Below are 19,481 nucleotides of genomic sequence, written 5' to 3'. Positions count from 1 at the left end.
GAGCATTTGCGATTTAGAGTGGAAGGGGCTGAGAGCCCTATGGCAATGTAACTGTCCGAGACATGAGATTTTCAGCCTCTACTTGTGTAAAATCCTAAAATGAGTTATTTTTGTTTCTGCATAAAATCTAATCGCATACGCCAATCTCAATATTATTACGATGACACAAGACCATGCCATTGAGGCCGAAAACCTCAGACTCCTCTCCAAACCTCGTGGAAGTATAGAGGTGATCTGTGGCTCGATGTTTTCGGGGAAGACGGAGGAGCTCATGCGCCGTCTCAAGCGTGCTACCATCGCCAAGATGAGGGTAGAGGTATTCAAGCCTGAGACGGACAACAGATACTCGGCTTCTGATGTCGTCAGCCATGATCGCAAGGCCATATCCTGCACTCCCGTGGCGCATTCGAGCAACATCGTACTCATGGCTTCGGATGTGGATGTCGTGGGGATCGACGAAGCACAATTTTTCGACAGCGGCATCGTCGATGTCTGTCAAGCCTTGGCCGACGATGGCATCCGTGTCGTGATCTCGGGACTGGACATGGACTTCATGCGTCGCCCCTTTGCACCCATGCCTGCGCTCATCTCCATCGCCGACTCGGTGACGAAGGTACATGCTGTCTGTGTGTCTTGTGGTGCTCCGGCCAATTATTCATTCCGTCTCGTCGAGGGTGATGATCAGGTACTCCTCGGAGAGATCGGTGAGTATGCACCCTTATGTCGATGTTGTTATCTCGACAGGGTCAAGTCTTCATCTCAAAAATAACATCTGCCATGGTTGTCACCGAACTTGATCTACCCGGAGTATTGCTCTTGGAAGCCCCCGTATATAAGGACAGTAGAGGCTGCTTCTATGAGTCGTTCAACCAAAAATGCTGGATCGACTCACCCATCGGCAAGGCCGGTCAAAAACCATTTGTACAGGACAATGTCTCGGTCTCTCATCGAGGGGTGTTCAGAGGCATGCATCTCCAGCGTGCGCCCCATGCACAGAGCAAACTCGTACGTGTTCTCTCAGGCAGGATCATCGACTTCGTCCTCGACGTCAACCCCTCATCACCGACCTACGGCAAGAGCATAGCAATCTCGCTCGGAGCCCACTCGGGACAAGCCCTTTATATCCCTGCCGGATACGCGCATGGCTTCCTTGCCCTCGACCCGAACACGGTGCTCCAGTACAAGGTGGATGAGAACTATCACCCCGAGAGCGAAGAGACCTATCACTACACGTCTGTGGCAGAACTACTGTCCCGATACTATTCACTCGATGACCTCATCTTGTCGGAGAAAGACCTTGCAGGGGTATCGCTTTGAGTGAGAATGACTATCTTTGCAAGACCCACAAGTGGGGAAGGCAAATAGTTATATCCCAATGAAAATAGCACTTATAGGATACGGAAAGATGGGGCATGAGATCGAGAAGATCGCTCTCCAAAGGGGACATAGCATCGTCTCCATCGTGGACCGAGACAACCCTGAAGCCTTGGCTTCGGAGGCTTTTCTGTCCGCAGATGTGGTGATCGAATTCACGACCCCCGATACTGCCGTACAGCACTATACTTATTGTTTTGAGCATGGACTCCCTATCGTCTCCGGCACTACCGGTTGGCTCGCTCGTCGCGAAGAAGTGGAGCGTGTACGCAAGACCTGCGACGGGGCTTTCTTCTATGCGTCGAACTTCAGTGTCGGAGTCTATATCTTTGACCTCGTGAGCCGTCATCTGGCTCGTCTCATGAATGCCCACGATACTTACGATGTGCGTATGGAGGAGGTGCACCACATTCATAAGAAGGATCATCCCAGTGGCACGGCATTGTCGTTGGCCGAGGGGATCTTGTCCGAACTCGAGCGTAAAGCCACGATCGTACCCTTCTTGGATAGTGAGACTCCTGCAATACCTGCAGATGGACTTGGCATAGCATGCTCCCGAGAGGGTGAAGTCCCGGGCATCCATCGCATACGATATGAGTCGGACATCGACAGCATCAGCATAGAGCATTCGGCAAAGGGACGTCAAGGCTTTGCCTTCGGTGCCGTCCTCGCTGCCGAATACCTCAAAGGGAAAAAGGGCACTTTTGGAATGAAAGATATGATGGGCGTGTGAGTATGCCCTCAAGACTGATAGATTATGAATAAGATAGACTTTAAGAACATAAGCCGTAAGACTTGGTTGAGGTTCGCCCTCTATACAATAATGCTCATACTCTTCACCATCTGGGTGGATAGTTTTTGGGTATTTCTCATCATCTTCCCGATACTTTTTGACGCATTTTTCACCAAGGTCATCCGCTGGAGGTGGTGGGAGGATCACCCCAACTCCACTCTCCGAAGCACGATGAAGTGGGTCGAAGACCTTGTGTCTGTACTCATCCTCGTACACCTGCTCAACCTGTTTGTCTTCCAGCAGTTCAAGATCCCTACCTCGTCTCTGGAGAAGACCTGCCTCGTGGGTGATCACCTCTACGTGAGCAAGCTCAGCTACGGCCCTCGAATCCCGATGACACCTATAGCATTCCCATTGATGCACAATATGTTCCCATGGGGGAGCAAGTCTTACCTCGACACGCCACAGTGGGGCTATCGCAGAGCCAAAGGCTTGGGCAACGTGGAGAGGGGCGACATCGTGGTCTTCAACTTCCCCGCCGGTGACACCGTAGCTCTCAAAAAGCCTGAAATAGACTATTACAGCCTTGTGCTACAGCATGGGAGAGAGAATGTCCGGACGAACAAAGCGATATTCGGCGACGTCGTCTACCGCCCTGTGGATATGCGCGACCACTATGTCAAGCGTTGTGTGGGTATGCCGGGCGACTCGCTCATGATACGTGAAAATGCACTCTTCATCAACGGCAAACGTACCGAAGATCCCGAATACATTCAGTACAATTACTTTGTGCAGACCGATGGCACGTTCCTTCCGGAGGACGAACTGAGTGAACTCGGTGTCAGTCTCGATGATCAGATGGCACTGGATGGCCGTGCTGCCGTTTATGCCGAACTCTTTGCGAGTATGCACCTCGACACGATCTCACCTCAAAATTATGGCATCGTCTACCACTTCCCTCTTACAAAGGAGATGAAAGAGAAGTTGTCGAAGCGTGCAGGAGTCCGAAAGATTGTCGTCGAGCCTACACCAACGGCTGAGAACTTCCCCATCTATCCTTTGGTGATGGACACCGGATGGACACGAGACAACTTCGGCCCTATCTTCATACCCAAGAAAGGAGCAACCATACATATCACCCCCGAAAACCTACCCCTCTACGAGCGTTGCATCCGCAACTTTGAAGGTCATACGCTTGCGGTCAAAGAGGGACGTATATTCATCGATGGCATCGCATCGGACACTTATACGTTTGCCATGGACTATTACTTCATGATGGGTGACAATAGGCACAACTCTGCCGACTCTCGCACGTGGGGATTCGTACCGGAGGATCACATCGTGGGCAAGCCCCTCTTCGTGTGGTTGTCCCTCGACAAGGACAAGTCCCTCTTCGGTGGCGGAATACGTTGGAACAGGTTCTTCACCATCCCCAAATAATCCTGCTTGTCCATCATGGCATCCTCGGTAAACAAGGTCATCAGGAGGTCAATCCTCGCACTCGTCCTCATTGCTTTGGTGGTGGGGCTGCGGACGGCCGTCTTTACGACCTATTACCTCGGAGATGCCGACACTGTGCATCTGGATGGGCTGACACCCCACACCCTGCTATTCATCAACAAACGCTCTCGTACCGTCGAGGTCTCCGATGACCTTATCTATCAAGATCCCCTGACATCAGGCACCACCCAAAGGTCGCTCATCACGCTCGGACGATGTGTCGGCAAGCCGGGGGATGTCTACCATCTCAACGACAGTATCGTACTCCCCATCCCTGTCCGTGGCGAAGAGATAAGTCTCGACAGTGCCAAGGTCGAAATGCTCCTACCGCTCCTGCTGGCCGACATGGACGAGAAGGCGAAGGACTTTTCGTACGAGAAGTTATTCAAGCTCACGAGGACAAAGAGACACCGTTTTTCACGAGATTATTTTCTCCTCAGCACGGTCTATGGCACCCATGTTTGGATCAGTAAGGAGGATATCGTAGGCCGAGTGATCGGCTCAGTGAGTTTGCCATTTTGACACCCATGATTTATCCTTCCAAGGTCTATCTCCCCACAGCCTTTCTACCCTCCGTCGCCTACATGAGGTATATTGCCCATGCCGACGAAGTCTACATCTACACGGGCGAGTCTTATCGCAAACAGACCTACCGCAACAGAGCCGATCTCATGACACCCAACGGTCGTGCTTCCATGTCCATCCCTGTGGAGAAGTACGACTATCCCCCTCCTACAACAACTACCATACACCTTTCGGAGCATGGAGAGTGGCGCGAACGCCATCTTCGCACGATCGAAAGCAGCTACGGCTCCTCCCCTTTTCTCGAACATTTCATCGACGACATCAAAGGTCTGCTGACCCATGATCACGAGCACGAAACCCTGATCTCATACAATCACCGCTGGTTGGCTTTTCTCTGTGAACATCTCGGTCTCAAACTCCCAAGCCTCACAGACACACTCCCTGTGGATGCAGTCTTCGTGAGCGAAGTCTGCGCACGCGACTATGAGCCGGAGTCATCGAGGTTCGAGAGATATTGGCAGGTGTACGAGGAGCGTTGGGGCTTCGCGCCCAACCTCTCCGTCCTCGACCTTCTGCTCAATACAGGCAACGAAGCCATCCTCTACCTCCAAAGCCGATAACCTCTCTCCTCAACAGTCCCTGAATCTGAGAAAACAAGTCCTTTGACTTGTTCTCGAAAGTCGTTTGATTTGTTCTTGAAAGTCCTTTGACCTTTTTTGTCCCACTCAATGCCCGAACCGTGATGGGGTCAACTGTCGCAGCACGGGCAAGTCAAAGCCACGTTGCTCAGCCAAGGTCAGGAGCTCCTGTGTCAGATGCTCCATCTCTCCCCGGGCATTGAGAGAATGTCCGAGGACGAAAGTCTCTGCCCATCGGGAATCAAAGAGGCATGCCAGCACGGCCCTTATCATCCACACCGGCACGAAACGTATCAGTCCGAACCTCTCAGGTCGGATACCTATACCCGACTGTCGGATGAAGGCGAGCGTCTCTTTCAGGGCTTTGGCGGCAAGGGTGAGGACTGTCGTGTTTCGTACCAAGGTGCGATTGTCACCCCCATCGAGGTAGAGGGCGCAAGCCAAAGGGCACACGAGTGCCAGATGGGTCTTCTGCCAAGCATCCATATCCCTCCGGATTTCGGTCGCAAATCCCGCCCCATCAAGCAGTTTTCGCAATTTCTTCATCCGTACCGATCGTTCCCCTCCGATTTCACCCAATACCGTCGGCTGTACCATCTTCTTGGTGAGGCCGTAACACACGACACCCTCACGGATCTCTCCACCTGCGCCCGGGAAAGCCGGGAGCACCCGGCCTTTGCCCAACACCTCTTCCCACAGATCGTAACCCCGAGCATTGTTCACCATGAACACGAAAGTCTTCGAGCGGTTTGAAGCAAGCAGAGGGAGTGCCGACATGACTTGTTCGGCACGGAGGCAGACGAACACATAGTCGTAGACCTCCTCGGCGTCAAGGTGATCGATGACACGGACAGAGGGCTTTAGGAGCGAAGTCATCGAAGCACCGGTCACGTCTGTCCTTTGGAGCCGAAGCCCGTCACTTCTCAACTCCTCCAATCTCCGTCCACGAGCCAAGAGGGTCACCTCTGAGCCACCGAGAGCGAGCAGTCCGCCATAGATCGAGCCGATGACGCCGGCACCGAAGATCAAGATGCGTCGTGCAGCCATCTATTCAGTTTTTTTCGACAGAGGTTGTCCTTGTCTGCCCTCTCATGGTCACCAATGCGATGAGATAGAAGAGGGAGAAGATGATGTTGAACCAGCCTCCTCCGATGATGACGGGCAAAGGCGTAGGCAAAACGCTCCATATCGCCCCAAGCCAGACCGTCACGATGGGGGTGAAGAGCACTGCCCATCGAGGGAAGTCCGTGTGTTGGCGAAGGATAAGGCAGGCATAGAGCGACCACCCCAAGCCCAGAAGGGCAAAACCTATCCCTCCGAGCCAAGAGAGATAGCTGAGTAAAGGTTCTATGAGCTGCGCCTGCCCTTCGGACGAGACAATCCCGAAAGCCGGAAAGAAAGCGTGATAAGCCCCCGAACAGAGGATCCCCATACCAAGCAATACGAAAGTCCATCTGCCCCATTCCTTGTACGGATCCTTTGTCCTGAGATAGAGGTGATAGAAGCCCACGAGATAGAGAGCCATAGCAAACGGAGCGACGATCCCTCCGGCAAAGAGCCGTGCTGTGGGGACGTTCCCCATGAAGATCAACAGATCCTTCTCCACATCTATGAGGGGTTCGGTGGTGAAATACAACAACATATCTCCCACGAACATCAACAAACTTCCGAGCAGTCCGGCCCGAGCGGTCAGGTAAAGCCTCTTGTCCATATCAACCTCTTATCTTTTGTGTCACAATATCATACGGACAAAAGTAAGGCTTTTAACCACGCCAAAAAATCCCCATAATTAAGTATTTCGACACAATAAAATACGGACTTTCCACTTGGACTCCGAATATCATTTATAACTTTGCGGTACATTTAACAAACTGTCGGAAATCTCTCCGACATTCACAAAAACATCATAGACATGAACATCAAAATCAAACTGGCCTTCGTCGCTGCCGTCGGCCTCTTCGTGGCGTGTACTCAGCCCAACCGGCAATCTACCCTTGCCAACCAAGAAACCTTATCCGCTCCCGACACCACGATGGTCTCCATGAGGGGCAATGCACTACCCATCCTCGGTCATCAACCTATGGTCGGCGAGGTGGCACCGGACTTCACTGCTGTCCGAGTGGATATGTCCGACCTCACTCTAAACAGCCTCAAGGGCACTCGTGTCGTCCTCAACATCTTCCCCAGCATCGACACCGGTGTCTGTGCTCAGAGTGTGCGTACATTCAATGAGCGTGCCGCTCAGCTCGAAAATACTGTCGTCCTCTGTGTGTCCAAGGATTTGCCTTTTGCACAAGGTCGCTTCTGTGGAGCCGAAGGGATAGATAAAGTGATGACCGTATCGATGTTCCGCAACATGGACTTCGACCTTGCTTACGGTGTGCGCATCGCCGAAGGACCTTTTGCCGGTCTCTTCGCTCGTGCCGTCGTCGTCATCGATGAAGAGGGCAAGGTCATTCACCACGAGCTTGTGTCGGACATCTCACAGGAGCCTGACTACGAAGCTGTCGTGAAGGTACTTTCGTAAGGTCTCCTGAGTCATGAAAGACAAAACGAGCTGTGTCGAAGCCATCATCTCGACACAGCTCGTTTTGTCACATTCGAGGGGGAGTGGTGTGCCCTGCCGAGGCGGTCTGTACCTTTGGCACATCTCTGTCCCGTGACAGAATGTATTCCGCACCTCGACAGAATGCATTCTGCCGTCTGACAGTCAGAGAGATGAGGCTGAAAAAGGCATCCAAAGGAGAGGAAGCACGGGCAGTCTCTTTTTTTGTCCCACGGCATCCCCTCTTCCCCTCGGTCGAGAAAGTCTAAATCGCTCATCACGAGCTCCGAAAGAGTTAATTCCAAAGGAAATTTTAGGGGATAATCAATAAATAATAGTTTTTTTGTGCAAAATCACAGAAATAATGTGTATTTTACTTGGACTTGAAGTATAACGTTTATAAATTCGCTCTCTCAAATTTAAGCATCAATAGTCATTATATGGAAGAGAAAAATATAAACAACGGCGTAGAAGCTACTTCGGACGCCCCAAAGGGGAATGTCTTCAGCAGGGTCTATCGCTTCTATATCAATGGGTTCAAGCGTATGACCTGGGGGCGTACGATGTGGGCCATCATTGGCATCAAGCTGTTTATCATGTTCGCAATACTCAAGGCTTTTTTGTTCCCCAACTTCCTGAAGAAACAAGGGGATACAGTCGATGAGCGCACCGAGTATGTATCGTCGGAGTATGAGCGTAGAGCTCTGGAGTGAGCGATCGACAGGGACGACAAGACTTCACAGATAATAAAAAGACAAAACACTAAGAATATTCTTTATCTAAACAAAATCCAAACATTATGTTTCTAATTGACAACACTCTCATTGATTGGTCGAGAGCCCAGTTTGCTCTTACAGCGATGTACCACTGGCTGTTCGTACCACTCACCCTGGGTTTGGGTATCATCATGTCATTGGCCGAGACAAAGTATTATCGCACGGATGATCCTTTCTGGAAGGCCACAGCGATGTTTTGGCAAAAGATCTTCGGTATCAACTTCGCCATCGGGGTGGCTACCGGACTTATCTTGGAGTTTCAGTTCGGTACCAACTGGTCGAACTACTCCATGTTCGTGGGCGACATCTTCGGTGCACCACTCGCCATCGAAGGTATCCTTGCGTTCTTTATGGAAGCGACATTCATTGCGGTGATGTTCTTCGGGTGGGACAGAGTCTCCAAGAGGTTTCACCTCGCATCGACATGGCTCACCATCATCGGAGCGACGCTCTCGGCATGGTGGATCCTCGTCGCCAACGCATGGATGCAGTACCCTGCCGGCATGGACTTCAACCCCGACACGCTCCGTAATGAGATGAGCGACTTCTGGGCAGTGGCACTTTCGCCGGTGGCAGTGGTCAAGTTTTTCCACACCGTGATCTCTTCGTGGGTGCTTGGCTCATGCTTCGTCGTCGGTGTCAGTGCATGGTACCTCCTCAAGAAGCGTCAGCAGAGATTTGCGGTCGAAAGTATGAAGATCGCGGCAATGCTCGGCCTCGTGTCGATCATCATCACGATCCTTACCGGCCATACCAGCGCAAGCCAAGTGGCTCATCACCAGCCTATGAAGCTCGCAGCGATGGAAAACCTCTATGTCGGACACAATGGCGTGGGACTCAGCACAATCGGTGTAGTCAATCCGGCAAAGGAGCACTATGAAGACGACAAGTCTCCATACATCTTCACGATCGATGCCCCCAAGACGCTGTCGTTCCTTGCCTTCAATGACTTCAATGCGTATGTCCCCGGCATCAAGGATATCATCGATGGTGGATACACCATGCCCAACGGGGAGATAGCTCTCTCTGCGGACGAAAAGATCTCAAGAGGAAAGACTGCCATCACTGCCCTCGGTGAATACCGCAGAGCAAAGAAGGCCGGTGACGAAGCAAAGGCTGCTGTCGAACTCAAGACGCTCGAAGAGAACTTCCCTTACTTCGGTTACGGCTACATCAAAGACAAGGTCGACCTCATCCCCAATGTGACGATCCTTTACTATAGCTTCCGCCTCATGGTAGGTCTCGGGATGCTCTTCTTGCTCGTCTTTATGTGGGCGATCTGGCGCACACGTAAGGGTAGCGATAGGATCGTGAAGGATCGCTGGTTCCACTACGTAGCCATCGCTTGTATCCCATTCGCTTATGTCGCATCGCAGGCAGGATGGGTGGTGGCAGAGGTAGGACGTCAGCCTTGGACGATCCAGGATATCCTCCCCGTCAATGCGGCGATCTCGAACCTCTCCTCAAACTCGGTCATGGTGACGTTCATACTCTTCCTTGTGCTCTTCACTGCTCTCCTCATCGCAGAGATCAGCATCATGGTGAAGGCCATCAAGCATGGCCCGAACATCGACAAGGATGGTAAAGCCATCGAAAATGCAGGTCACTGAGCAACGGAATCACTCAAACTATAGAAACGAAAGACAACATAAGTTATGGAAACATATTTAGCACTACAACATTACTGGTGGTTCCTCGTATCTCTGCTTGGTGCCTTGCTGGTATTCCTTCTCTTCGTGCAGGGTGGACAGTCGTTCATCTTCACACTGGGTCTCGACGCGGCAGACCGCCGCATGATGGTCAATTCGGTGGGGCGTAAGTGGGAGTACACCTTCACTACCCTCGTGACCTTTGGGGGTGCATTTTTCGCATCTTTCCCATATTTCTATGCCGTCAGCTTCAGCGGTGCGTATTGGGTATGGATGCTGATCCTATTCTGCTTCGTCATTCAGGCGATCTCATACGAGTACCAAAACAAGAAAGGTAACGTCTGGGGCTCAAAGACCTATCAGATCTTCCTCTTCATCAATGGTGTCCTCGGCCCCATCCTCCTCGGCACGGCAGTGGCTACCCTCTTCACCGGAGGTAACTTTGTCCTCAACAGGGATGCGATGATTGCATTTGAGGGCAATACGACGATGAGCTCATGGGTACCCTTCCACGGGATACAGCTCCACGGCCTCGAAGCCGTCCTCAATCCTTGGAACGTCGTCCTCGGCCTTGCGGTATTCTTCTTGGCAAGGGTGAGCGGTCTCCTCTATTTCATCAACAACATCGTGGAGCAGGGTCTCCAGGCAAAGGCACGTAAACAACTCCTCCCTAATGCGATCTTGTTCCTCGTGTTCTTCTTGCTCTTCCTCGGCTTCCTCCTCACGACATCGGGCTATGCCTACGATCCTGTGACGAAGGTGGTATCGCAGGAGAAGTTCAAGTTCTTCAACAACCTCATGGCCATGCCTTACCTCATCGCAACACTTCTGGTGGGTGTCGTCCTCGTCCTCTACGGTATGGGTAAGAGCATCTTCGTCAAGGACTACAACAAGGGGATATGGTTCCATGGCGTGGGTGTCGTCCTCACAGTGCTCACCCTCCTCCTCCTTGCAGGATGGAACAACACTTGCTACTACCCATCCATCGCCGATCCACAGAGTTCATTGACGATCGAAAACAGCTCGTCTTCACCATTCACTCTCAAAACGATGAGTTATGTATCGATCCTCATTCCATTCGTACTTGCATACATCTTCTACGCATGGAGACAGCTCGACTTCCACAAGATCGACAAGAAGAGCATCGATAAGGGTGTAAACTACTGATCAAGGTCGTTTGCCTTTGAAGGATAACGATCCATCCATAATTTAAGAGGGTACTGTGCCAAATTCTGTTTTTTGGCACAGTACCCTCTTCTCATTTACATTCTCGATAAAATATGTATATCTTTGGACGTATGATGAACAGTCTTTTAAGAACGAATGCAGTATGAGAGAATATTTCTTCGATGACTTTCTCCGATCGAATGTCCCACTGACTGACGAGCAGAGGGTCATGCTCTTTGAGCACAGTATGGTCAAGGAGTACGATCGTGGAGACTTCATACTGAGTGCAGGGGAGACTTGTGTCCACCGCTTTTTTATCGAAAGAGGGGCGATAAGAGAGTATTCGATAGACCCCAAGGGGAAGGAACACTTGTTGTTTTTTGCCGTCGAGGGATGGTTTTTGATGAATGTGGACAGTGTGTTCTTCAACCTACCATCGAACCACTTCATCCAAGCCATAGAGCCCACCCGACTGCTGTTGATCAATGAGAATCAACTCCAAAAGCTCGTCCGTGAGGATCCGGCTTTTGCGGAGCTCGACAGACAACTGCTGTACGAGCATATACAGATGCTCCATAGACGGATCACGCTCCTCCAGAGTGCTTCAGCGGAGGAGCGTTACTTGCAGTTCATCAAGGACTTCCCCGAGATCCCCCTGAGAGTGCCTCAGACGATGATAGCCTCATATCTGGGGATCACGCCGGAGAGTCTGAGCCGTGTCCGCAGAGCAATCGCAAAAGGGGGATGAGACATCCTCCTATCGCTTCTTAACATAGATCAATGCCGGAGGGGGCGAAGGTCACTAACTTTGCAGTGTAAAACAAAGTTGATAACAACAGCAAAGAAAGGACCAACATTATGAGAACAAAAGATATTGCACTTGTGACAGCCCCCCAATCTTCACACTGGGTAGGTGACGGCTTCTTTGTCCACAACTTCATCCCTTCCATCAAAGGACTCTCGATGCAGGAGATGGATCCCTTCATCCTCCTCGACTACAATGCCCTTCGTGATGTGGCTCCGACAGATGTCCCCGGAGGAGTGGATGTCCATCCGCACAGAGGATTCGAGACGGTGACCATCGCCTATGAGGGCGAAGTCGAGCATGCCGACAGTGCAGGTCATGGCGGTGTCATCGGTCGTGGAGATGTACAGTGGATGACGGCGGCAAAGGGTATCTTGCACCGAGAGTTTCACGGGACAGAGTGGGCCAAGAAGGGCGGACCGTTTCAGATGGTACAGCTCTGGACGAACCTCCCAGCCAAGGACAAAATGTCTCCCCCCAAGTACCAGTCCATCACCAACGCATCCATGGGTAAGCACACTCTTCCCGATGGTGCCGGGATGATCGAAGTCATTGCGGGCGAGTATCAAGGTACAGCAGGGCCTGCAACCACCCACTCACCGATATATCTCATGAATGCCAAGCTCAACGAAAGTGGTCGAGCGGACTTCTCTTTCCCGGCTTCGCACAACACGGCTCTTCTTGTCGTCCGTGGAGCCATCCGCATAGGAGACAGAGACATTGACACAGACACCTTTGTCAAGTTTGCCCGCAATGGAGAGGACTTCACCATCGAGGCTACTCGCCCCGACACAGTGGTGCTCGTGATGAGTGGCGAACCCCTCCGCGAACCGATAGCGGCTTATGGCCCATTTGTGATGAACTCCAAAGTCGAACTTCTACAGGCTTTCGAGGACTTCAACAACGGTCGTTTCGGACACCTTGACACCAAACGATAATACCCCCTGAACACACACCTTTACCAATCTGACAGCCCACTCGGAAAATCCATTTCGAGTGGGCTGTCCTTTTTTATCTGAATCGTGATGATCGGTCAGACTTTCATACAAGACTTTTTTGGGGGGCAGTGTATCATGGGTTTCGCATACACACAAAAATAGGGTGCGTCAAGATGAGATCCATCCTGACGCACCCTGTTATTGAAGGTATCGGGGTCTGATTACTTTTCCAAACGTGCTACGAAAGTATCGACAGCTTCGGTGCATTGAGCCTTGAGAGCATCATCGGTGATGCTGAGACTTTCGATGTCGAAATTGCGTCCGAAGCTCGGAAGCGAAAACGTCGCAACGACTTCTGCGCCGCAGAGGGGGAAGGTACTCTTTCCGGCAGCAAGGACATTGGCACCACCAAGTCGGCCGGGTGAAGTACTCATGAGGAGCATGGGCTTCTGTCCAAACACCTCACGACGGACACGGGATGACCAGTCGAAGAGGTTCTTGAAAGCTGCGCTGTATGAGCCGTTGTGTTCGGCCAACGAACACACTATGCCATCGGCACCATCCATGGCTTCGAGAAATGCTTTTGTTTGTGGTGGATAACCGGCTTTTTCTCTGTCTTCGGAGAAGAGTGGCATCTCATAGTCGTTGAGATCGAGGATGCGAACTTCGTATCCGGGCATCTGTTTCAACACAGATGCGACAAGGTGTCGGTTGATTGAAGTGCTTGAAGTGCTGCCTGCAAAGGCAACGATCTTAATGGGTCTTTTTGTAGATGCTTCGTTCATATAAAATCTTTTTTTAGTTGTTTGAGTTTAAGAGAGAGGAATGATGCCGTGAACAATCGACTTATACGTGGCAGCCTATGCCAAAAAGCCTCTTTCCACAACACCATCGGGGTCATAGAAAGAGGCCGTTCTCAAAACGGAAAGACATTGTCCTTGACGACATAAATCGCTTTCAACTGAGATTTGAGGCTCTTGATATGGTCGCTAAGTAGAGAATGAAGACCGTCGGGATCTATCGTGTCTGTCTCCAAGAGGAGTGCTTCGGGTTGTTGGAGCTCCAACATTTTGCGGATGAGTGCACGATCGGAGCTGTCCATATCACGGTCGATGACAACGATGTCAAAAAGGATGCCCTGCATCTTCTCCACACCTTCTTCGGCAGTGGAGACAGCAGTGTACCTGCTCTCTGCAATGCGCTCCAAAAGGTCGATGTGCGCCTTAAAAGTTTCTCCCACGAGTAGAATGTCAAATTTCATCATAATATTCTCCTTTCTTTTTTATTATGATGCAAAGATACTGTACCACCGGAAGATGTACATTGATCTATGGTAAGAAGTATGGAGCCCCTTTTGAGGGTGAGAGATGATGAGCCTCAGCCGATTATGAAAGTCGGGGGTATAAAGAGATCAGACCTTGCGGAGACGAACCCCTCGGATGGCGTGGTTGTGCCCCTTCTCCAGGATGAGATCCGAGCGGAATCGTGTCGGCTGGATATTTTGTTCGAGATTTACGAGGTTGATCTCTTCCCAGATGCTGTTACCGAGTCGACGTGCCTCTTCTTCGGAGAGATTGGCATATCGTGTGAAGAAGGAGTCCGGATCTTGGAAGGCCGTACGCTGGAGCTTCAAAAACCGTTCGATGTACCACTCTCGTATGTCCGACATATCCGCATCTACGTAAATACTGAAATCGAAGAAGTCCGACACAAAGACTTGTCGCTTCGCCTTTCCGGGGACGGTCTGGACTTGCAAGACATTGATGCCTTCCACAATAAGGATATCGGGATTATTGACGATCTGCACCTCATCGGGGATGACATCGTAGTAGAGATGAGAGTAGATGGGAGACTCAAGATTGGGACGGCCACTCTTGACAGCAGAAAGGAAGCTAAGGAGACGGACGGCATCGTAACTCTCAGGGAAGCCCTTACGGTTGAGGATACCACGAGCTTCGAGCTCGGCATTGGGATAGAGATAACCGTCGGTAGTGATGAGGTCGACATGAGGTGTCGCGGGATTCATCGAAAGGAGCTTGCGAAGAACCCTCGCTGTCGTGCTCTTTCCTACCGCCACACTACCGGCAATGCCGATGACATAGGGGATCTTGACACCCCGACGGTGAAAAAACGTATCGTACTCTGCATGAAGCCTCTTTCGATGCGTGATGTGTATCTGCAAAAGCCTGCACAAGGGGAGGTAGACATCTTGTATCTCCTCAAACGTGAGAGGCTCATTGAGCCCTTGCAACTTCGAAAGGTTGATCTCCTGCAATGGGAAGTCCGGATGGTCGTCAAGCCGGCTCCACTCCTGACGAGTAAAGCTCTGAAAAGGCGAAAATGTCGCAGCATAGAGCGGTGGAAGCTCCTGTGTCTCGTCTGTATGTAAGTCCGACCTCATATCCCGGCTTGCAAAAATTCTGGATTAATCTAAAGTGTTGCAAATGTAAGGGTTTTCATTGATATCCCACATCAAAAGGCTCTCTAACCTCTCAAAAACAGCTCCCAAAGCTACCGAAAATCCTCTAAGGCTGGCTAAAGTCACTCATTAACCCCAACAAAATCCATAAACGCCCCCACCATCAAATATAGTCTACCACCATCAACCCACACCCTAAAACACATCTAACACTTAACCTCAACAACATTCTTCCCAAAACACTTGCACAGAAACATTATTTATCCTAACTTTGCAGAGCAAAATCTCAGGAGAGATGGCAGAGTGGTCGATTGCGGCGGTCTTGAAAACCGTTGAGGTGAGAGCCTCCGGGGGTTCGAATCCCTCTCTCTCCGCTGGAAGGTCTGGACAAAAACAGACAATAAACAGACAAAATCCTACAAGTCAATGATTTGTAGGATTTTTTGTTTGTATTTTGTCCAGCATAAAAGACACCAAAAAGACCTCAAAAGACACAAATCTGTGCCTAAATCGTTACCGATTCCATACCGGACAAAAACGGTAACGATTTGTCCAAAAATGACCTCTCGTTGTCCAAATTTGTACAGCCTGTATATATCTCACAATTAACACATTAAAAGTAGTTTTGTAACATTAAAAAGTGAGATTATGAAGAGTACATTCAAAGTCCTTTTCTACCTAAAAAAAGGGTCAGAAAAACGTAATGGAGAGGTAACAATCATGGCAAGAATTACCGTTGATGGAAGAATTTGCCAGTTTAGTACCAAACAAAGTATCCATCCCGATAATTGGAGTGTGAAAGCTGGTAAAGCAACTGGGAAGTCCTGCGCACAACTCAATAAGTTACTGGAAGACATTAAAGCATCATTACACCAAATCTACCATGAACGGCAACGGCGAGAAAACTATGTTACTGCCGAGCAAATCAAGAATGAATTTTTAGGGCATACGGAGAACCACGAAACGTTGCTGAATTTATTTCAGAAGCACAATGATGATGTGAAGCAGCTTATAGGTCTATCTAAATCTGCATCTACCTATCAAAAGTATGAAGTAACCCGCAAGCATCTTGCGAGTTTTATCCAAGCTAAGTACAATCTTTCCGATATAGCTTTGAAGTCTATAAACAATATGTTTATAAATGACTTTGAGGTCTATCTTATGACAGTTGGCAGATGTAACCATAACACGACTGCCAAGTTTATGCAGTTCTTCAAACGTATAGTCTTGATTGCCCGGAACAACGGGCTGATAGTCGGCGACCCTTTTGCCAACTATAAAATACGCTTACAAAGGGTTGATAGAGGATACCTTACGGAAGATGAAATCAAGAAAATCCTTGAACTCAACCTTGTTTCCGAAAGGCTGGAACACGTTCGGGATTTATTTCTTTTTTCTTGTTTTTGCGGTTTGGCTTATATAGATGTAGCAGGACTTAGAAAAGAGCATATCCGCAAGTCGTTTGACGGCAACCTTTGGATTATGACTAAGCGGGTGAAAACTGGAATAGATGTAAATGTACCGTTACTGGACATTCCAAAGATGATTTTGGATAAATATAAGGATAAGCTTCCTAACGGTAAAATCCTTCCTGTAATCAGTAATCAAAAACTTAATTCCTATTTGAAAGAGATTGCCGACCTTGCCGGAATCAAGAAAAACCTAACGTTTCACCTTGCCCGTCATACCTTTGCCACCACAACGACACTGGGTAAAGGAGTTCCCATTGAAACCGTTTCTAAAATGCTGGGGCATACCAATATTGAAACGACCCAAATCTATGCCCGCATTACTAATAGTAAGATTAGCAGCGACATGAAGGGACTTTCCGAACAGTTTACTGGTATTGAAAAAATCTATAAAAAAGTGGCTCAATAGTTACCTATTTCCAGTAGGTAACCAATGGGTAACGAATTAGGTAACGATTTTTATTCTAAAACATTAAAATATAAATAGATATGGAATTGCAAGTCATTCAAAACAAAATCTTTGAAGTCCGGGGATACAGGGTAATGCTGGACTTCCATTTAGCAGAGTTATATAATGTAAAGACAAAAGTTCTCAAACAGGCTGTCAAACGTAACATTCAGCGCTTTCCTTCTGACTTTATGTTTGAACTGGATAAAGAAGAGTTTCACCAACTGGTCACAATTTGTGACCAGTTCCCCGAAACCCTAAAACACAGTTCTGTCAGCCCAATGGTTTTCACGGAACAGGGTGTAGCAATGCTTTCTACGGTATTAAGAAGTCAAACAGCAATAGATGTAAATATATCTATTATGCGGGCATTTGTCCTGATGCGACAAATGGTTATCGGATATGATGAACTTCTTAAACGTATCGAGGAACTGGAAGAAAGTACAGATGCACAGTTCAGTGAGATATACCAAGCTTTAACCCAGTTATTAAGTAAACCTGACCCCAAACCAAGAAAACCCATAGGGTACAGAATACCTGATGAAGAAAAGTAACTTATCACAAATTGTGATAATCTAATGATGGCGAGCCGATAAAGCCCGCCATTTTTTATTTAGCCAGTTTCAAAATTCGGATTGCACCACGAATAACAACAAGAAAAACTACTATACCTATTATCAAATCAGGGATATTGCTTTCAAGCCACCAAACAAATAAGGCTGCTATAATAACTCCAATATTTATAATAACATCGTTTGCCGAAAATATTACGCTTGCTCTAATATGTGCATCCTTACTTTTAGTACGTTGAAGCAACCATAGACAGATGGAGTTAGCAAGTAAGGCAAGTAAGCTAATGACAATCATGGTTTTAAATTCGGGCATAATCTCAAATCCTAAGAAACGCCTTATAACCTCTGACAGCCCTAATGCTGCAAGTAAAATTTGTAGGTAGCCGCTTATAAGTGCCACTCGCTTTTTCTTTGCAATAACAGCCCCCACAGCCATAAGGCTCATACCATAAACAAGAGCATCCGCCAACATATCAAGGCTATCTGCTACTAATCCCATTGAACCTGAAATAAGCCCTGTTGTAATTTCAATCAAAAAGAAAGCGAAATTGATTGCGAGTACAATCCATAGAACTCTTCGCTGTCGGGCTGGATTATCGATAGAATCATTACCATCTGTTGCCACTGTTTCTTGAAGCTTTGCACCAAGATTAAGTGATTCAAGTTCTGTAATAAAATTACTGCTGTCGCCACTATGTGTTACAACTAATATCCGTTTTGCAAGGTCGAAATCAAGATGCTTGATAGATTTAGTATCCTGTAATTTCATGCGAATAAGGCTTTCTTCACAGGGGCAATCCATTTTTGGAATATGAAATATTGATTTATACATAATTAAAACCTTTATTATATGATACAAAAGTAATGCTTTTTTGCCAGCTTCTTTAACCGTAAACCACTCCCATAGGCAGTCATTCCATCGGGGCGGTTAATCATTTCCATTTCTATATGCAAAAGTATTTACGGCTTCTTAACGTCTTTGAAAGTTCAAGCCCTAATGGGTTTGATGTAAAAATCTTCCTGCTGCGCTTCGCTTGAGAGTATTTTTCCACAAAAACTTGCAAAGACTAAAGCCTACACTTTCCGGCATATATGAAACGAAAACGACCGACCCGACGGAAAGACGCATATAAAAAAAGTCGGATTTACGAGAAGCAGGAAAAAAGGTTATGAAACTCAACTCCCTCACCTCAAGAATCCGCATATATCTAAAAAAATCAGAAGTTATGGAAGCAACAAGTTTAAGCGAAGCAAGGATTTATGTAGGTACATACGCAAAGTACAACGATGGCTCAATCGAGGGCAAGTGGTTTGACCTTTCCGACTTTTCGGACAAAGACGAGTTTTACGAAGCTTGTAAGGAGTTACACGCAGACGAAGAAGACCCGGAATATATGTTTCAGGACTGGGAAAATATACCGGATGAATTAATAGGCGAAAGCTGGTTATCAGACAATTTTTTCGACATCCGGGATGCAATGGACGATTTAAGCGAAGACGAGCAGGAAGCGTTTATGGTGTGGTGTAATCACGGTTCACACGACCTATCTACCGAAGATGCACACGACCTTATTTCTTCTTTCAGGGATGATTTTCAGGGCAAATATAATGAAGAAGAAGATTACGCCTATGAAGTTGTAGAACAGTGCTACGAACTGCCGGAGTTCGCAAAAACATACTTCGATTATGAAAAGTTTGCCCGTGACCTGTTTATGGGTGATTACTGGTTTGAGGATGGTTTTGTTTTCCGGGCTTCCTGATTATTCACCGGGCGGGGAAACCCGCCTACAAAATAAAAGACAATGAAAATAGGCGGTTTATTCAGGTTATTGTTTCGGATGGGGTTACTGGCTTCAGTAATTTATTTTCTGTCCATATCGGCGGGTACATGGTTGTTACTGATAGTTGCATTTTTTGTTATCC

General features: G+C 48.5%; 21 protein-coding genes and 1 tRNA gene. 16 read left to right on the top strand and 6 right to left on the bottom strand.

Translation table 11 applies throughout. From position 1 onward, the window contains the following. The first annotated feature begins 160 nt into the window (after positions 1 to 160). The 6 genes from EL262_RS08550 to EL262_RS08525 are packed head-to-tail and all read left to right on the top strand — an operon-like array spanning position 161 to position 4,752. Positions 161 to 769, top strand: coding sequence for a thymidine kinase (locus EL262_RS08550; RefSeq protein WP_025836705.1), 609 nt, complete (start codon positions 161 to 163; stop codon positions 767 to 769). An 8-nt stretch (positions 770 to 777) separates the two neighbouring features. Continuing rightward, the gene (gene rfbC / locus EL262_RS08545) at positions 778 to 1,317 is read left to right on the top strand and encodes a dTDP-4-dehydrorhamnose 3,5-epimerase (protein WP_025836703.1); all 540 of its coding nucleotides are present in this window, start codon (positions 778 to 780) and stop codon (positions 1,315 to 1,317) included. A gap of 58 nt (positions 1,318 to 1,375) precedes the next feature. Further along, positions 1,376 to 2,107 (top strand): 4-hydroxy-tetrahydrodipicolinate reductase, encoded by a 732-nt coding sequence (gene dapB, locus EL262_RS08540; RefSeq protein WP_025836702.1) that lies wholly within the window; start codon positions 1,376 to 1,378, stop codon positions 2,105 to 2,107. 24 nt (positions 2,108 to 2,131) lie between these two features. Further along, positions 2,132 to 3,547, top strand: coding sequence for a signal peptidase I (gene lepB / locus EL262_RS08535; protein ID WP_025836701.1), 1,416 nt, complete (start codon positions 2,132 to 2,134; stop codon positions 3,545 to 3,547). Positions 3,548 to 3,562: 15 nt separating this feature from the next. Then, positions 3,563 to 4,129 carry a hypothetical protein gene (locus EL262_RS08530; protein ID WP_036853276.1) on the top strand — a complete coding sequence of 189 codons (567 nt, stop codon included), beginning with the start codon at positions 3,563 to 3,565 and terminating at the stop codon, positions 4,127 to 4,129. 5 nt (positions 4,130 to 4,134) lie between these two features. Further along, the gene (locus EL262_RS08525) at positions 4,135 to 4,752 is read left to right on the top strand and encodes a WbqC family protein (RefSeq protein ID WP_025836698.1); all 618 of its coding nucleotides are present in this window, start codon (positions 4,135 to 4,137) and stop codon (positions 4,750 to 4,752) included. A gap of 105 nt (positions 4,753 to 4,857) precedes the next feature. On the opposite strand, the gene EL262_RS08520 is transcribed toward EL262_RS08525, so the two are convergent. Both EL262_RS08520 and EL262_RS08515 read right to left on the bottom strand, forming a co-directional pair. Beyond that, on the bottom strand, positions 4,858 to 5,817 hold the full coding sequence (locus EL262_RS08520) for a ketopantoate reductase family protein (protein WP_025836696.1): 960 nt from the start codon (positions 5,815 to 5,817) through the stop codon (positions 4,858 to 4,860). A 4-nt stretch (positions 5,818 to 5,821) separates the two neighbouring features. Next, positions 5,822 to 6,481 carry a DUF6796 family protein gene (locus EL262_RS08515; RefSeq protein ID WP_025836694.1) on the bottom strand — a complete coding sequence of 220 codons (660 nt, stop codon included), beginning with the start codon at positions 6,479 to 6,481 and terminating at the stop codon, positions 5,822 to 5,824. Positions 6,482 to 6,802: 321 nt separating this feature from the next. Between EL262_RS08515 and tpx the strand changes: the two genes are divergently transcribed. From tpx to EL262_RS08485, 6 genes are all read left to right on the top strand, one after another. Next, a complete protein-coding gene (gene tpx / locus EL262_RS08510) occupies positions 6,803 to 7,297 on the top strand; it encodes a thiol peroxidase (protein WP_036847085.1) in 495 nt (164 codons plus the stop codon). Between the two features lie 458 nt (positions 7,298 to 7,755). Then, positions 7,756 to 8,028 (top strand): DUF4492 domain-containing protein, encoded by a 273-nt coding sequence (locus EL262_RS10250; RefSeq protein WP_025836690.1) that lies wholly within the window; start codon positions 7,756 to 7,758, stop codon positions 8,026 to 8,028. A gap of 86 nt (positions 8,029 to 8,114) precedes the next feature. Continuing rightward, a complete protein-coding gene (locus EL262_RS08500; RefSeq protein ID WP_420874816.1) occupies positions 8,115 to 9,701 on the top strand; it encodes a cytochrome ubiquinol oxidase subunit I in 1,587 nt (528 codons plus the stop codon). 45 nt (positions 9,702 to 9,746) lie between these two features. Further along, the gene (locus EL262_RS08495; protein ID WP_025836687.1) at positions 9,747 to 10,907 is read left to right on the top strand and encodes a cytochrome d ubiquinol oxidase subunit II; all 1,161 of its coding nucleotides are present in this window, start codon (positions 9,747 to 9,749) and stop codon (positions 10,905 to 10,907) included. 163 nt (positions 10,908 to 11,070) lie between these two features. Then, positions 11,071 to 11,655 carry a Crp/Fnr family transcriptional regulator gene (locus EL262_RS08490; protein ID WP_025836684.1) on the top strand — a complete coding sequence of 195 codons (585 nt, stop codon included), beginning with the start codon at positions 11,071 to 11,073 and terminating at the stop codon, positions 11,653 to 11,655. Positions 11,656 to 11,765: 110 nt separating this feature from the next. Continuing rightward, positions 11,766 to 12,650 (top strand): pirin family protein, encoded by an 885-nt coding sequence (locus tag EL262_RS08485; RefSeq protein WP_078735469.1) that lies wholly within the window; start codon positions 11,766 to 11,768, stop codon positions 12,648 to 12,650. Between the two features lie 221 nt (positions 12,651 to 12,871). Here the strand turns inward: EL262_RS08485 and EL262_RS08480 are convergent, their stop codons facing one another. The 3 genes from EL262_RS08480 to coaA form a co-directional block, all read right to left on the bottom strand. Then, positions 12,872 to 13,435: an NADPH-dependent FMN reductase gene (locus tag EL262_RS08480; RefSeq protein ID WP_126464409.1), complete on the bottom strand. Its 564-nt coding sequence runs from the start codon at positions 13,433 to 13,435 to the stop codon at positions 12,872 to 12,874. Positions 13,436 to 13,566: 131 nt separating this feature from the next. Next, positions 13,567 to 13,914 (bottom strand): hypothetical protein, encoded by a 348-nt coding sequence (locus EL262_RS08475; protein ID WP_025836680.1) that lies wholly within the window; start codon positions 13,912 to 13,914, stop codon positions 13,567 to 13,569. 147 nt (positions 13,915 to 14,061) lie between these two features. Further along, positions 14,062 to 15,051, bottom strand: coding sequence for a type I pantothenate kinase (gene coaA, locus EL262_RS08470; protein WP_078735468.1), 990 nt, complete (start codon positions 15,049 to 15,051; stop codon positions 14,062 to 14,064). A gap of 307 nt (positions 15,052 to 15,358) precedes the next feature. On the opposite strand from coaA, the gene EL262_RS08465 reads away from it, so the two are divergent. From EL262_RS08465 to EL262_RS08455, 3 genes are all read left to right on the top strand, one after another. Then, positions 15,359 to 15,443 (top strand) — tRNA-Ser (locus EL262_RS08465). Between the two features lie 274 nt (positions 15,444 to 15,717). Next, positions 15,718 to 16,947 carry a site-specific integrase gene (locus EL262_RS08460; protein ID WP_025003713.1) on the top strand — a complete coding sequence of 410 codons (1,230 nt, stop codon included), beginning with the start codon at positions 15,718 to 15,720 and terminating at the stop codon, positions 16,945 to 16,947. Positions 16,948 to 17,027: 80 nt separating this feature from the next. Continuing rightward, positions 17,028 to 17,540, top strand: a complete 513-nt coding sequence (locus tag EL262_RS08455; RefSeq protein ID WP_025003714.1) for an ORF6N domain-containing protein — start codon at positions 17,028 to 17,030, stop codon at positions 17,538 to 17,540. Between the two features lie 55 nt (positions 17,541 to 17,595). On the opposite strand, the gene EL262_RS08450 is transcribed toward EL262_RS08455, so the two are convergent. Beyond that, the gene (locus EL262_RS08450) at positions 17,596 to 18,390 is read right to left on the bottom strand and encodes a cation efflux transmembrane domain-containing protein (protein ID WP_025003715.1); all 795 of its coding nucleotides are present in this window, start codon (positions 18,388 to 18,390) and stop codon (positions 17,596 to 17,598) included. Between the two features lie 394 nt (positions 18,391 to 18,784). Here EL262_RS08450 and EL262_RS08440 point away from each other — a divergent pair, with 394 nt between their 5' ends. After that, positions 18,785 to 19,318 carry an antirestriction protein ArdA gene (locus EL262_RS08440; protein ID WP_025003716.1) on the top strand — a complete coding sequence of 178 codons (534 nt, stop codon included), beginning with the start codon at positions 18,785 to 18,787 and terminating at the stop codon, positions 19,316 to 19,318. Positions 19,319 to 19,481: the final 163 nt, after the last annotated feature.

It is taken from the genome of Porphyromonas cangingivalis (assembly GCF_900638305.1).
Lineage (GTDB): Bacteria > Bacteroidota > Bacteroidia > Bacteroidales > Porphyromonadaceae > Porphyromonas_A > Porphyromonas_A cangingivalis.
The sequence above is the reverse complement of the archived record's forward strand: the minus strand, read 5'-3'. Positions and strand labels throughout refer to the sequence as shown.